General features: G+C 70.6%; 14 protein-coding genes. All 14 read left to right on the top strand.

Annotated features, from left to right (window positions below; all coding sequences use genetic code 11):
• The first annotated feature begins 8 nt into the window (after positions 1 to 8).
• The 14 genes from APR04_RS17375 to APR04_RS17440 all read left to right on the top strand — a co-directional run bounded on the left by APR04_RS17375 (position 9) and on the right by APR04_RS17440 (position 12,962).
• Positions 9 to 641 (top strand): hypothetical protein, encoded by a 633-nt coding sequence (locus APR04_RS17375; RefSeq protein ID WP_253872337.1) that lies wholly within the window; start codon positions 9 to 11, stop codon positions 639 to 641.
• A gap of 114 nt (positions 642 to 755) precedes the next feature.
• A complete protein-coding gene (locus tag APR04_RS17380) occupies positions 756 to 1,391 on the top strand; it encodes a hypothetical protein (protein WP_253872338.1) in 636 nt (211 codons plus the stop codon).
• A 1-nt stretch (position 1,392) separates the two neighbouring features.
• Positions 1,393 to 2,340, top strand: a complete 948-nt coding sequence (locus tag APR04_RS17385) for a hypothetical protein (RefSeq protein WP_253872339.1) — start codon at positions 1,393 to 1,395, stop codon at positions 2,338 to 2,340.
• A gap of 330 nt (positions 2,341 to 2,670) precedes the next feature.
• Complete coding sequence (locus APR04_RS17390) at positions 2,671 to 2,991, top strand: hypothetical protein (RefSeq protein ID WP_253872340.1); 321 nt, start codon at positions 2,671 to 2,673, stop codon at positions 2,989 to 2,991.
• Between the two features lie 77 nt (positions 2,992 to 3,068).
• Complete coding sequence (locus APR04_RS17395; protein ID WP_253872341.1) at positions 3,069 to 3,770, top strand: SAF domain-containing protein; 702 nt, start codon at positions 3,069 to 3,071, stop codon at positions 3,768 to 3,770.
• Position 3,771: 1 nt separating this feature from the next.
• Positions 3,772 to 4,566, top strand: a complete 795-nt coding sequence (locus APR04_RS17400; protein ID WP_253872343.1) for a CpaE/TadZ family protein — start codon at positions 3,772 to 3,774, stop codon at positions 4,564 to 4,566.
• The gene (locus APR04_RS17405) at positions 4,563 to 6,275 is read left to right on the top strand and encodes a TadA family conjugal transfer-associated ATPase (RefSeq protein ID WP_253872344.1); all 1,713 of its coding nucleotides are present in this window, start codon (positions 4,563 to 4,565) and stop codon (positions 6,273 to 6,275) included. Before APR04_RS17400 ends, APR04_RS17405 begins: the two co-directional genes overlap by 4 nt.
• A complete protein-coding gene (locus APR04_RS17410) occupies positions 6,272 to 7,147 on the top strand; it encodes a type II secretion system F family protein (protein ID WP_253872346.1) in 876 nt (291 codons plus the stop codon). Before APR04_RS17405 ends, APR04_RS17410 begins: the two co-directional genes overlap by 4 nt.
• On the top strand, positions 7,147 to 8,055 hold the full coding sequence (locus APR04_RS17415) for a type II secretion system F family protein (protein ID WP_253872348.1): 909 nt from the start codon (positions 7,147 to 7,149) through the stop codon (positions 8,053 to 8,055). The genes APR04_RS17410 and APR04_RS17415 overlap by 1 nt, the downstream gene beginning before the upstream one ends.
• A gap of 67 nt (positions 8,056 to 8,122) precedes the next feature.
• Positions 8,123 to 8,323: a hypothetical protein gene (locus APR04_RS17420; RefSeq protein ID WP_253872350.1), complete on the top strand. Its 201-nt coding sequence runs from the start codon at positions 8,123 to 8,125 to the stop codon at positions 8,321 to 8,323.
• Between the two features lie 32 nt (positions 8,324 to 8,355).
• Positions 8,356 to 8,736 (top strand): TadE/TadG family type IV pilus assembly protein, encoded by a 381-nt coding sequence (locus tag APR04_RS17425; RefSeq protein ID WP_253872352.1) that lies wholly within the window; start codon positions 8,356 to 8,358, stop codon positions 8,734 to 8,736.
• Positions 8,733 to 9,185: a TadE/TadG family type IV pilus assembly protein gene (locus APR04_RS17430; protein WP_253872353.1), complete on the top strand. Its 453-nt coding sequence runs from the start codon at positions 8,733 to 8,735 to the stop codon at positions 9,183 to 9,185. Before APR04_RS17425 ends, APR04_RS17430 begins: the two co-directional genes overlap by 4 nt.
• Position 9,186: 1 nt before the next feature.
• Positions 9,187 to 9,639 (top strand): pilus assembly protein, encoded by a 453-nt coding sequence (locus APR04_RS17435; RefSeq protein WP_253872354.1) that lies wholly within the window; start codon positions 9,187 to 9,189, stop codon positions 9,637 to 9,639.
• Positions 9,636 to 12,962 (top strand): LysM peptidoglycan-binding domain-containing protein, encoded by a 3,327-nt coding sequence (locus APR04_RS17440; protein ID WP_253872355.1) that lies wholly within the window; start codon positions 9,636 to 9,638, stop codon positions 12,960 to 12,962. Before APR04_RS17435 ends, APR04_RS17440 begins: the two co-directional genes overlap by 4 nt.
• Positions 12,963 to 12,988 lie beyond the last annotated feature (26 nt).

The raw sequence follows: 12,988 nt of genomic DNA on the forward strand, positions 1-12,988 counted from the left end.
ATTTCTGCATGTTCCGCACGCCCCGTCCCGCCGCTCTTGGTGCCGTTGTTGCCCTGGCCCTGACGGTTGGCCTGTCTGCTTGTCAGGCCGGGACTGAAGCGGCTGCCGAAATTTCGGCGTCACCGTCGGCTTCACCGACCCCGACAACCTCGCCGTCGCCGTCCGCGTCGCCGACTCCGGAGGATCCCGCCAAAGCAGCCAAGGCGAAGAACATCGCTGCGGCGAAGCAGCGCTACCTGGAGTACCAGGCGATCGCGAGTAAGCATGGGAAGAAGGGCGAGAACCCGTTCAGGGTGCTGATGAGCGGGGGTTACATCGGTAGCGCGGAGCTCCAGGAGTCGGAGCAGTCGTACTGGGAGCAGTTCGCCGACCTGGGTCTCAAGGAGACCGGCAATGCGAGCCTCGACGTTGTCGAGGCGACCAAGTACGAGGGCGACCCTCTCAAGAAGGACGTCACCGGTCAGCGCGTACGCATGGAGGTCTGCATAGATAGCAGCGCCGCGGACGTTGTCCGACCGGATGGGACCTCAACCCTCCAGAAGGGCGGTCCAGACCGGGTGCTCATGAAGGTCACCATGCAAGGACAGCAAGGCGGTCTGTGGTCGGTCAACGAGAACACGTCTACCGGGAAGAAGTGCTGACTGTGCCGGACGGCGACGTCGGTTCGGCTCGCAGGCTTGTCGAGGGGTGAGGCCGGTCGATGTTCCGACACACTTCGTTGCACGCCCCTGAACGGCCACAGAGGAGATTCCTGCATGTTCCGTAAGCCGCGTCCCGCCGCTCTTGGTGCCGTTGTTGCCCTAGCCCTGACGGTCGGCCTGTCGGCCTGTCAGGCCGGCGCTGAAGCGCCTGCCGAAATTTCGGGGTCACCGTCGGCTTCACCGACCCCGACAACCTCGCCGTCGCCGTCCGTGCCGCCGACTCCGGAGAACCCGGCCAAAGCAGCCAAGGCGAAGAACATCGCCGAGGCCAAGCAGCGCTACCTGGAGTTCCAGGAGATCACCACCGCGAAGTCGAAGAAGGGCCAGAGCCCGTTCTCGGAACTGATGAGCGGGGGTTACATCGGTAGTTCCGAGCTCCAGAGTCAGCAGCAGTCCTTCTGGGAGCAGTACACAGACCTGAAGCTCAAGCAGGTCGGCGAGGCGAGCATCGAGGTGGTCGAGGTGACCAAGTACGAGGGCGATCCGCTGCTGAAGGATGTGACTGGTCAGCGTGTGTACATGAAGGTGTGCATCGACAACAGTGGCAGGGACGTCGTCAATCCTGACGGGACCTCGGCCCTCCGGAAGGACAGCCCGGACCGGGTGCTCATGACGGCTGTGATGCAGGGTCAGAAGCAAGAGGGCATCTGGTCGGTCAACGAGACCACGTCTACCGGGAAGGCGTGCTGATATGCGCCGGATCGCGACGGTCCTCACGACGGTGGCCCTCGTCTTCGTTGGTATCCCGGCTGCGACTGCCGCGTTTGATGCGACGGCTGTGTTCACGGCCGACTCGGATCCCACGGGCGGCGCCGCCGCTGACAAGCAGGGTGGCGTCTTCCTTGAGATTGAGGCAGGCGGTACGGCTGGTGGCACCACCCCGGTGAGCAAGCCCAGCGGTGGCAAGAAGCCGGTCTGTAGTTACGAGGGCGAGAAGATTCCGTGTACCTCGGACGATGGGGTCTGGGACGGCGCTTGCTATATGAAGGCCGTCGACCCACAGCCTCCGAAGAGCGAGGCCGTGTGGCAGGGGAACGAGAACGGCCTGATCGTGACCTGCACGCCGTACTGCAACGAAGCAAACACCGACTACGGGAGCCAGATGGGGAACCCGGGGGTGTTGTGTGCAGTATCGGTCACCCGCTGGGTGCCGGCCCTGCCCGGCGCACCAGACCCTGCAGTGCTCGCTCAGCGCGCGGTGTCACAGATGCAGCTGCGCGGGATCGACGTCGGCATCGTGCCTGAGGAGGGTCCCGACCGGGTCGGGATCGTCGGGATGCCGCAGTGGATGTGGGTGAACGAGCCCGCGCCGAACACGTTCGGCCCGATCACACGGTCGGCATCGGCCGGCGGCGCTACTGTCACCGCTACGGCGAAGGTCGACAAGGTCGTGTGGGACATGGGTGACGGCACATCGGTCACCTGCGTGGGTGCTGGCACTCCGTACGAGGATCGGTTCGACATCATGGAGTCGCCGGACTGTGGACACCGCTACACGAAGCAGGGCAAGTACGAGGTGACCGCGACGTCCTACTGGACGGTGGAGTGGGAAGGCATCGGCCAGACCGGCACCATCCCGCTGGACTTCACTTCTACCGCGAACATCGTGATGGGCGAGGCTCAGGTCATCACCCAATGACCACCGGGCCTGCGGAAGTGGCGAGCCGTACGGCTGGTCGAGCCTGAGGCTGTTCCCGGAGTCGGCACTGACGTCGCTGGGACGCTCCAGGTCCGCCGAAGCCAGAACGACCCCTACACGATGCACGCGACACGCCGACGACAGCGTGCACGGTGTTGGAGTCGATTTCCCGGCCTGCCGAGCCACACGCCTCATGCGCGCAGAATAAGGACTCGGACGCCGAATTTCCACGAAAGTACGCAAGTGTAGATTTTCGCCCTTACCCCGTACCGTGGCCTCTGGAAAGTCGGGCGCATCCCAGGGCGCGCGACTCCGGTGGAGGGGGCGGGCATGGCCGCGGGGCGGATTCTTCGACTCGACGCGGAGCAGTGGGCCTCGATCCAGGAGCCGGCACTCGAGGGCGGCGGGACCGCCGTCGGTACGGCGTTGGCAGACCACCAGAAGGCTCCGGTGTGCGCGACGCCGGTCGCGACGGCCGGGCACCGCGGCTCGATCGCGCACCTGACGCCGCTCGACGTGCGTCGCCGGGACGGCGTGGCGACTCCGGTGGAACGTCCGGCCCGATCGGTCGCTGCAGAGCTCTCGTGGGCCCTGGTAAGTGCGATAGACGCGGTAGGCGAGGTTCCTGCTGATCTTTCCTCTGAATCCTGACAAGCCCCGATTACTATGCGGGGGCGGGCGCAACCTTCCCGTCCGAGGCCGTGCATACCCATGAGAGGCCCTTCAGCATGACGACGACCACACCCGCCCCCGACAGCGCCCGCATCGAGCGCCCAGGACGAGCCGGTGGCGGGGCGGCCGGTCCGGCTCAGATCGCGCCGCCGCCGAAGATGCGCCGTCGTCCCGCCATGGTCGCTCTGTCAGTGGCGTTGATCTGTGTCGGTGGTCTGGCGAGCGCGTGGGCGTGGCAGTCGACGTCGAACGCGCAGGAGGTGCTGACCGTCCGAGAGACCGTGCACCGTGGCGAGGTGATCGAGGAGGCCGACCTCGTGGCCGTGCAGATCGGCCTCGATCCGGCCATCCAGGCCGTGCCGGCCGCGGACCTGTCGACACTCGTGGGCAAGCGGGCGGCGCTGGACATCGCGGCGGGCGGCGTGGTTACCGCTGACCAGGTGACCGACGCGATGGTGCCGCCGAAGGGCTACGCGGTGGTCGGGCTGAGCCTGACCGCCGCGATGCTCCCGACGGACCAGATCATCGTCCCCGGCGATCTGGTGCGCGTCGTGACGACGGCAGGCGAGGCCGGCGCAGCTGTCGAGCCAGGCACCGAGATCCCGACGTATGCCGCGTCCGTCGTCGGGGTGTCCATTGACGAGATCACCGGCAACACGCTGGTCAACGTGCAGGTGGCCAGGCCGAAGGCCGCGATCGTGGGCGCGCTGGCCGCGAACGGCCAGGTCGCGCTCGTGCTGGACAGTCAGGAGCAGTGACATGGCGCTGATCGTCCTGACCTCCGCCAACGGCTCACCCGGCGTGACGACGACGGCGCTCGGTCTGGCCATGACCTGGCCGCGTCCCGTCGTCCTCGTCGATGCTGACCCCACCGGGGCCCGGGCGATCCCTGCCGGGTACTTCGGCGGCGCCCAGCTCCCGACCGACCAGACCATCGTCGACCTCGCGGTCTCGCACCGCCAGGGCACGCTGGCCGAGGACCTGCCGCGGATGCTGATGCCGATACCGGGCACCCAGGTGCAGCTGCTCTGCGGGCCGCTGAACCACTACCAGGCACGTGCCCTCGACAGCCTCTGGGAGCCGCTCGGCGGGGTGTTCAAGGCACTGGAGCGCACGGGGCAGGACGTGATCGTCGACGCAGGGCGCCTAGGTCTCGAGGGCTCCGCGATGAAGCTCGTCACGCAGGCCGACCTGGCGCTGCTCGTGACGCGGTCCACCCTTCCTGCTCTCGTCGCGGGCAGCTCCTGGGCGGTGACGCTGCGGGAGTCGTTCATCCGCGCCGGCGCCCTGGACAGCCTCGGTGTCCTCGTCGTGGGGCCGGGCAAGCCGTACGACAACCGCGAGGTCGCCAAGGTCCTGGACCGACCGGTGATGGCGAACGTGGCGTGGGACCCGGGATCGGCCGAGGTGTACTCGCACGGCGCGAAGCCGCCGCGCAAGTTCGAGTCATCGGTCCTGACCAAGTCCCTGCGCGCCGCGGTGCAGAGCGTCCGGGCCGGTGTGACCCGCTCGCGGGCCCAGCTGGGCGTCGTCGCCGAGGGGAACCTGCGATGACGGAGCAGCCAGTGGATCCCACCGCCCTGCCGATCTTCGGCGGGCCGGACCAGTGGCAGGATCCGCCGGAGCCCGTCCGCGAGTCGCCTGTCGGCCAGATCCGGCAGCAACGCCCGGGTGCGCACGCCCTGGCCGGGCGGATCGCGGCGCAGCCTGCGGTTCGGGTTCCCGCTGCCCCGGCGACAGTACCCAGCCCGAATCCGGCACCGCCCGTGCTGGCGCAGCCACCGTCGGGGACGATGAGCCCCTGGCCGGACAAGGTGGTCACCACCTACGTCGACCCGACGGCGGCCGACCGGTTCGCCGTCGCCCCTGGTTCCGGTACCACGCGGGCGCGGCCCCCCGTCGTCCCCACGGTCAAGATCGACTGGCACCAGGTGGCGATCTTCCGCGCCCAGGCGTCGGAGCGGCTGGTCGAGCGACTGGGCGAGGACAAGGGCAAGGACCTGGAGGCGGAGCGCGAGCTGGGCAAGACGATCATCCAGACCCTGCTCGACGACGCCGTGGCCGACCGGTTGCACGACGGCGAGCAGGTGTGGAGCACCGACGAGCAGGACGCCCTGGCCAAGGCGATCTTCGACGCACTGTTCGGGCTCGGCCGGCTGCAGCCCCTGGTCGACGACGACTCGGTCGAGAACATCATCATCAGCGGCGCCGACAACGTGTGGGTCGAGAAGATCGACGGTGAGCTGGTCCGCAAGGAGCCCATCGCGGACTCCGACAAGGAGCTGCTCGACGAGCTCGCCTTCATCGCGACGCGCTCGGAGTCCAGCGCCCGGAGCTTTTCCACGTCCAGCCCGCGGCTGCACATGCGGCTCGACGGCGGGTCCCGGCTCGCCGCCGCCGCGTGGGTCACCGCACGTCCGTCCGTCGTGATCCGGCGTCACCGGCTGCGCAAGGTCACGCTGGACGACCTGGTGGGCCGCGACATGCTGAGCGCGAGCCAGGCCTCGTTCCTGCGCGCCGCGATCCGCGCCCGCAAGTCGATAGTCGTCGCGGGTCCGCAGGGCGCGGGCAAGACAACGATGGTCCGGGCGCTGTGCGGGGAGATCCCCCGGTACGAGGCGATCGGCACCTTCGAGACGGAGTTCGAGCTGCACCTGCACGAGCTCACCGACGTCCACGACATCGTGCATGCCTGGGAGGCCCGGCCCGGGTCGGGCGAGATCGGGCCGGACGGCCGCCAGGCCGGCGAGTTCGGCCTGGACGAGGCGCTGTACGACTCGTTCCGGTTCAACCTGTCGCGCCAGATCGTCGGCGAGGTCCGGGGCAAGGAGGTCTGGGCCATGATCAAGGCCATGGAGTCGGGCGCAGGCTCGATCTCCACCACCCACGCAGCCGACGGCGAGGCGGCGATCCGCAAGCTCGTCACCTGTGCGATGGAGGCGGGCTCGCACGTGACCCGCGAGCTGGCGACGTCGAAGCTGGCCGAGACGGTCGACCTGATCGTGCAGATCAACCTGGAGACCAAGCCGACGGATGCGGCAGAGACCCAGTGGCGCAGGTCCCGGTGGGTCTCGGAGATCGTGCACGTCGCGCCGGGCGAGGCCTTCAAGGGCTACGCCACCACGCACGTGTTCAAGCCGAACCGCTCGGGCGGCCCGGCCCTCCCCGGCACGATCCCTGACGAGCTGCGCGAGCTCGAGAGCTTCGGGTTCGACCTGACCTCCTACCTGGCCGACAACGGCCGTGAGGAGCCCACGCGATGACCGTGATCTTCCCCGCCCTCGGCGGTGCGCTCTTCGTGGCGGGCCTGATCGGCGTGGTCGTCGGGCTGCGCAAGACCCCGGTCGACGCGGCAGCCCCGCCCCGGCGTCGTCGGAGCCGTGCCGCGACCCGGCTGATGCGGATGGACCGCCGTACCCGGCTGCTGGTCCTGGTGGGCCTGGCCGCTGGTGTGGTCGTCTACCTGATCACCGGTTGGCTCGTGGCCCTCGTGATCGGGCCGGTCGCTGGCATCGGCCTGCCGATCCTCCTGGCTTCCGGCGACGGAGGATCCACCGTCAAGAAGCTCGAGGCCCTGGAGGAGTGGGTCCGTAGCCTCGCCGGCGTGCTCACCGTCGGCGTCGGCCTGGAGGAGGCGCTGCGGATGACGCTGCGTTCCGTGCCCGACGCGATCCGGCCCGAGGTGACCACCCTTGTCGCTCGCCTGCGCGCCCGCTGGGGCACGGAGGCCGCGCTGCGCGCGTTCGCGGACGACCTCGACGACGCGACCGGCGACGTCGTCTCCGCCAGCCTGATCCTCGGCGCCCGTCGCCGCGGCGCCGGCCTGGCATCGGTCCTGGAGTCCACGGCACAGTCGGTGGCCGACGACGTCCGGGCCCGCCGCGAGATCGAGGCCGAACGTGCCGGACCCCGGTCGACGGCGCGCTGGGTCACGATCATCACCGCGTGCGTGCTGGGCGTCCTTGCCTTCACCGGCGACTACATCGAGCCCTACAGCACACCGATCGGACAGCTCCTCATCACGCTCTTCCTCGCCGCGTACGTCGGCCTGCTCGTGCTGATGCGGAACATGTCGAAGGGCTCGCCGCTGCCCCGCTTCATGGGCGCGGACGCGCGGGACGGGGCAGGATCATGATGACCACCGGTCTGCAGATAGCGCTCATGGGCGGGGCGGTGTTCGGCCTCGGCGTCGCGCTGCTGGTCTGGCGCCTGATGCCCGCCGACCCGGACGTGGTCGACGTCGTGCGGCGCTACTCGCCCGAGGCCGTCAAGGAGCGGTCGGTGGTGCGGACGGAGGTCGTCGCGCCGGGGACCATCGAGAAGGTCGGGATCTGGGCGATCCGCCGTTTCCCGGCGTCCGTGTGGGGCAGGTCGCCCACCAAGGAGCTCGCCCTGCTGCGGATGCCCCTCCACCGCCACTACGGCACCAAGGTGCTGTACGCACTGGCCGGCCTGGTGGTTCCCCCGATCCTGTCGTACTACTTCACGCTGGTCGAGCTGCCGGTCCCCGTGCTGGTGCCTGCGGGCGGCTCTCTGGTCCTCGCCGCCTTCCTGTTCATGGCACCCGACATGAACGTCCGGTCCGACGCCAAGAAGGCCCGCGCGGACTTCTCCCGGGCTCTCGGCGTCTACACCGACCTGGTCGCCCTCGAACGACTCAGCGGTGCCGGCTCACGCCAGGCCATGGAGAGTGCCGCAGAGGTCGGCGACAACTGGGTGTTCCGCCGCATCGGCGAGGAGCTGCAGCGCTCCCGCTGGAACGGTGTGGCGCCCTGGGACGCGCTGCAGAACCTGTCCGACGAGCTCGGCCTGCCCGAGCTCACCGACCTGGCCGACGTCATGCGCATGAGCGGCGAAGGATCCCAGGTCTACGACAACCTCCGGGCGCGCTCCGCCGCACTGCGCTCCGCGATGCTGAACAGCGAGCGGGCCAGCGCCAACGCCGCGAGCGAGCGCATCAACATGCCCATGTCGATGCTGGGCGTGGTGTTCATGGTCATCCTGGTCACCCCAGCCTTGCTGCGCGTGATGGCCAGCAGCTGACGGTGGCCGGCCGCCAAGAACCGGTCCGCACCTACCTCGACTCCAGATCCTCCAGAAAGGGACCCCGATGCTCCGCATCACCGCAATACTGCACACCTTCGGACTCAAGGTGGCAGACCGGGCTCGCGCCCGGCTGACCGACGCCCCCGAGCGGGGCAACGTCACCATCGAGCACGTCCTGTGGGCGGTGGCCGTCATCGCCATCGTCGGTGCCGTCGTCGCCGTGATCAGGGGCTTCGTCACGGCAGAAGCGGCAAGGATCGGGTGACCCGCCGTCCCCGGCACGCACGATGCTCCCGGGTGCGGCAATCCCGGAAGACCCAGGAGCGCGGCTCGGCCACGATCGAGCACGTGTTCCTCCTGCCCGCCCTGTTCACGCTGATGTTCGTCTTCGTGCAGGGCGCGATGCTGTACCAGGGCAAGGCGGTGGCGCTCGCCGCCGCGCAGCAAGGCGCGCGCGCCGCGGCCGCCGAGCACGGCACCACGGGGGCGGGAGTGGCGGCGGCGCACGAGTACGTGCGCTCGACGACGGTCGGGCTGGAGGGCACCACGGTGACCGGGCAGCGGACAGCGACGCACGCGACGGTCAACATCACTACGCACACGGTGTCGCTCGTCCCGGGCTGGCAGCCGACGGTCGAGCAGTCGGCGACCCTGCCCGTGGAGAGGATCACCGGATGATGCGACGGGTCCCGTGGCGCGCCGGCCGCCGTCCGGACGGCGAGCGCGGCTCAGGCTCCATCGAGGCGGTGATCGGCGTCTCGGCGTTCGTCCTGCTCGGTTCTCTCGTCATCGCAGGAGGCCGGGTCGCGATCGCGCACCAGGCGATCGAGTCCGTCGCTGCGCAGGCCGCCCGGTCGGCGTCGATCGCCCGTACCCAGGCGGAGGCCGACGCGTCGGCGGAGGCCGCCGCGTCGGCGAGCCTGGCCAACCAGGACGTCCGGTGCCGGACCAGCAGCGTCGCCGTGGACACCAGCGGGTTCGCCTCGCCGCCGGGCACACCGGCGGCGGTGGACGCCACCGTGTCCTGCGCGGTGGACCTGTCCGACGTCGCGCTGCCCGGCGTGCCTGGAGCACTGACGATCACCAAGACGATGTCCAGCCCTATCGATACCTACCGGGAGCACTGACATGCGCCGCCTGAGACGCCCGACGACGACGGACAGCACCGCACGCGAGCGCGGATCGGTGTCGTCCTGGCTGGTCACGGCGACGTTCGTGATGATCCTCGGCGTGGGCATCGCCGTCGACCTGACCGGGCAGGTGCACGCTCAGCAGCACGCGAGGGACGTCGCCGTCCAGGCTGCCCGTGCCGGCGGGCAGCAGCTTCAAGGCGGCTCCGCGATCCGTGGGCAGGGGGTGCACGCCAGCTCCCACCAGGCCGCCGTCGCCGCCCGGACCTATCTCGCCGCCGCGGACATGACCGGGACCGTCAGCGTGCCGGGGGGCGGCGACCTGGTCGTGGTGCGGACCTGGGACGAGTACGAGACCCAGTTCCTGTCGATCATCGGCCTGACCTCGATGACGGTGTCGGGCGAAGGCGAGGCGCGGGTCGCGCGTGCCGTGGGGGGTGTCGAGCAGTGATCAGTCGTCTGAGGGGCCTGCTGGCGCTGCTGGTGATCGTCGGCGCGACCGTGGGCCTGCCGTACGTGCTGCTCGCCGTCGGCGCCGACCCGTTCGCGGGCGGTGTGCCGTCGTTCGGGTCGGTGGTCGACCTGCTGACCTCACGCGACGACGGCACGCTGTTCATGGCCGTGCTGCAGGTGGTGGGCTGGCTGGCGTGGGCATTCCTCGCCCTGTCGATCCTGGTCGAGCTGGTCTCGCAGCTACGTGGCGTCCGCGCGCCCCGACTGCCCGGGCTGCAGCTGCCGCAGAGTGCCGCCCGCGGCCTCGTCGGCGCCATGCTGCTGTTGTTCACCGCAGTGCCGATGGCCAACGCCGCGGTGCTGCCCGCGAGCGCGGTGCCGGTGACGGAGCCGCACACGGTGTCGGTGTCCGCGCCGGCCGTGGTGACCGTGCCGACGGATCGGTCGGCACCTTCGACGCACCAGGCGACCGAGAAGGTGGCCGAGGAGGAGGTCGCGCCGGCGACCGTCCAGCACACAGTGGTGCGCGGGGACACGCTGTGGGGACTGGCCGAGACCTACCTGGGCGACGGGCACCGGTTCCGGGACATCGTCGAGCTCAACCAGGGCCACCTCGCCGACAACCCGGCCTTCCTGACGACGGGCTGGGTCCTGACGATCCCGGCGGCGCCCGATGCGACGCCCGATGCGACGCCCGACTCGGCGCCCGGCGCGGACGCCGGGCACTCGAGGGACGGCGCCGACAGGTCCGTGGTGGTCGAGCGGGGCGACACCCTGTCGGGCATCGCCGCGGAGGAGCTCGGCGACGCCACCCGGTACCCCGAGCTCTTCGAGGCCACGCAGGACGTCGACCAGCCCGGCGGCGCCCACCTGACCGACCCGGACCTGATCCACCCGGGATGGACCGTCCAGGTGCCGGGCGCCACGGAAGCCGCGCCGCACCCCGTCCCGGAGCGCAGGGCACCCGAGCCGAAGCCGGTGGCCCCGGTGGAGCAGGCGGCCTCGATGCACGCGGAGGCGCCCGCGTGGTTGTCGGCCGAGGTGACGCGTACCGGGGCCGAGACCCAGCGGCCGAAGGCCGCGCCCGCCCCCGCCCTCGTGCGGCAGGGCGACACCGCCACCGAGCGGCAGGCCGACACCGCCCACGACGAGGTGGCGGACGACGGTCTGTCCGACGAAGCACCCTGGCAGGTCGCGACCGCTACCGGCGTCGGGACGATCCTGGCCGCCGGCATGCTCGCGGTCCTCGCGCGCCGCCGCCGGGACCAGCAGCGGCTGCGCCGCCCGGGGCAGCGCATCCCGCTCCCCGCCGGCGACACCGCGGCGTTCGAGCAGACGATCCGGGCCGCCGCCGACCAGATGTCGGTCGAGACCGTCGACCTGGCGCTGCGTTCCCTGGCGAGCCTGTGCGTCGAGTCCGGTCGCCCGCTGCCGGTGGTGCGTGCGGCCCGGCTCACCGCCCAGGCCTTCGAGCTGTACCTGCAGGAGCCGACGCTCCTGCCTCAGCCGTGGCGCGCCGCTGCCGACTCCACGGTCTGGACGCTCGACGTCAGCGACCTGCAACGGCTCGCCCCGGTCGACATCGCCGTCGTCCCGGCCCCCTACCCGACGCTCGTCACCATCGGGTCCGACGACGACCAGGGCCACGTCTTCCTCAACCTCGAGCAGCTCGGGGCACTCGGGATCACCGGCGACGACTCCGCCACCCTCGAGATCCTCGCGGCCATCGCCGTCGAGCTCGCCACCTCCGTGTGGGCCGACGACCTCCAGGTGACCCTCGTGGGCGCGTTCCCCGACCTCGAGGACACGATGCGCACCGGTCGCATCCGTTTCCTGCCGACCGTCGGCCGGATCATCGAGGACCTGTCCCAGCGCGCGCACGCCGACCGCGCGGCGTTCGCGGCGCAGAGCGTGCCCGACCTGTACTCGGCCCGGGTGACCGGTGCGGTGCCCGACGCCTGGGTACCGGAGATCGTGCTGCTCGCCGACCAGGTCTCCGACACGCAGCGCGCGCGCCTGACCGAGCTGATGGACGTCCTGCCGCACGTAGCGCTCGCGACGATCACGGGCGGCACGAGTGTGGGCGAATGGGCTCTCCAGGTGCTGCCCGGGCACGAGCTCGCGGTGCTGTCGCCGATAGGTCTGGAGCTCCGTCCGCAGCGCTTGCCGTCCGACCAGTACGGGCACCTGCTGCAGCTCGTCTCCCTGGCGGACCCCGGCGAGCTCGAGGGGGCGGGCCAGACCGAGCCGAGCGTCGCGGAGGTCGAGGCGATCAGGCCGGTGCTGGAGCCGCGGACCGACACCGCAGAGGTCCCGATCGTGCCCGCTCCGCTGGTCGGGCATGTCGAGACCGAGCCACGGACAGATACCGCCGAGGTACCGATCGTGTCCCCGCCGTCGCTGACGGCGCCGGTCGAGCCGGCCCCGCGGGTCGAGCCGACCTCGCCGGTCGAGCCCGTCGAGGCCTCCCGCGGGAGCGACTACGACGAGCCCGCCCCCGACACCCTCGAGGTCGCGATCGTCCCGGCTCCCCGCACGGACGCCACGCCGTCGGCCGCCGCTCCCCGGATCCTCGCGCTCGGGGCGGTGGAGCTGCGGAACGCGACCGGCACCGTGGAGGACGGTAAGTGCGCCCGCCTGCTGGAGCTCGCGACGTTCCTCGCGCTGCACCCGGGCACGACACGCACGGCCATCGACGACGCGATCTGGCCCGGCCGAGCGAGCACAGACAACCTGAGCACCCGGAACGCAGCGACATCGCGGCTGCGCCGCTGGGCCGGGCAGGACGCCGACGGCCAGGACTACCTGCCGCGGCACCAGGCCGACGGCGGACACGGGTTCCTGCCGTCGGTCACCTCCGACGTCGGCGAATGGGACAGCCTGCTGGGCGGCGCGCCGCTGGCAGCAGCGTCGGATGACCTCGAAGCGGCGCTCCCGCTGGTGCGTGGCGTGCCGTTCGAGGGCGCGCACGGTCGTCGGTACGCGTGGGCGGAGCCGGTCCGGCAGCGCCTCGTCGCGGAGATCGTGGACGCGTCGTACGCGCTCGCGAAGCGACGTCTGCTGGAGGGCCGCTGGCGCTCCGCCGAGGAGGCGGTCGTGGTGGGCCTGAAGGTCGAGCCGGCGCACGAGAGCCTCTGGCGCGTCCGGATCCTGGCCGCGCACGAGAGTCGAGACGCCGGTGCCGAGACCGAGGCGATCGAGAGCCTGCTCAGCATCACCGAGCGCCTCGAGTGCGATCTGCAGCCCGAGACGGAACAGCTCCTCGCCGCGCTGAAGAGCCCTGGCGCCGGCTTCGACCGGCTCATGGTCGACGCGCTCTGATGAGAACTCAACTGTCCTGTAGGAGG

The organism is Promicromonospora umidemergens (genome assembly GCF_024171995.1).
Lineage (GTDB): Bacteria > Actinomycetota > Actinomycetes > Actinomycetales > Cellulomonadaceae > Promicromonospora > Promicromonospora umidemergens.

Coding starts and splice junctions, on each gene's coding strand:
- APR04_RS17375 (WP_253872337.1), top strand. CDS start 9: ATGTTCCGCACGCCCCGTCCCGCCGCTCTTGGTGCCGTTGTTGCCCTG.
- APR04_RS17380 (WP_253872338.1), top strand. CDS start 756: ATGTTCCGTAAGCCGCGTCCCGCCGCTCTTGGTGCCGTTGTTGCCCTA.
- APR04_RS17385 (WP_253872339.1), top strand. CDS start 1,393: ATGCGCCGGATCGCGACGGTCCTCACGACGGTGGCCCTCGTCTTCGTT.
- APR04_RS17390 (WP_253872340.1), top strand. CDS start 2,671: ATGGCCGCGGGGCGGATTCTTCGACTCGACGCGGAGCAGTGGGCCTCG.
- APR04_RS17395 (WP_253872341.1), top strand. CDS start 3,069: ATGACGACGACCACACCCGCCCCCGACAGCGCCCGCATCGAGCGCCCA.
- APR04_RS17400 (WP_253872343.1), top strand. CDS start 3,772: ATGGCGCTGATCGTCCTGACCTCCGCCAACGGCTCACCCGGCGTGACG.
- APR04_RS17405 (WP_253872344.1), top strand. CDS start 4,563: ATGACGGAGCAGCCAGTGGATCCCACCGCCCTGCCGATCTTCGGCGGG.
- APR04_RS17410 (WP_253872346.1), top strand. CDS start 6,272: ATGACCGTGATCTTCCCCGCCCTCGGCGGTGCGCTCTTCGTGGCGGGC.
- APR04_RS17415 (WP_253872348.1), top strand. CDS start 7,147: ATGACCACCGGTCTGCAGATAGCGCTCATGGGCGGGGCGGTGTTCGGC.
- APR04_RS17420 (WP_253872350.1), top strand. CDS start 8,123: ATGCTCCGCATCACCGCAATACTGCACACCTTCGGACTCAAGGTGGCA.
- APR04_RS17430 (WP_253872353.1), top strand. CDS start 8,733: ATGATGCGACGGGTCCCGTGGCGCGCCGGCCGCCGTCCGGACGGCGAG.
- APR04_RS17435 (WP_253872354.1), top strand. CDS start 9,187: ATGCGCCGCCTGAGACGCCCGACGACGACGGACAGCACCGCACGCGAG.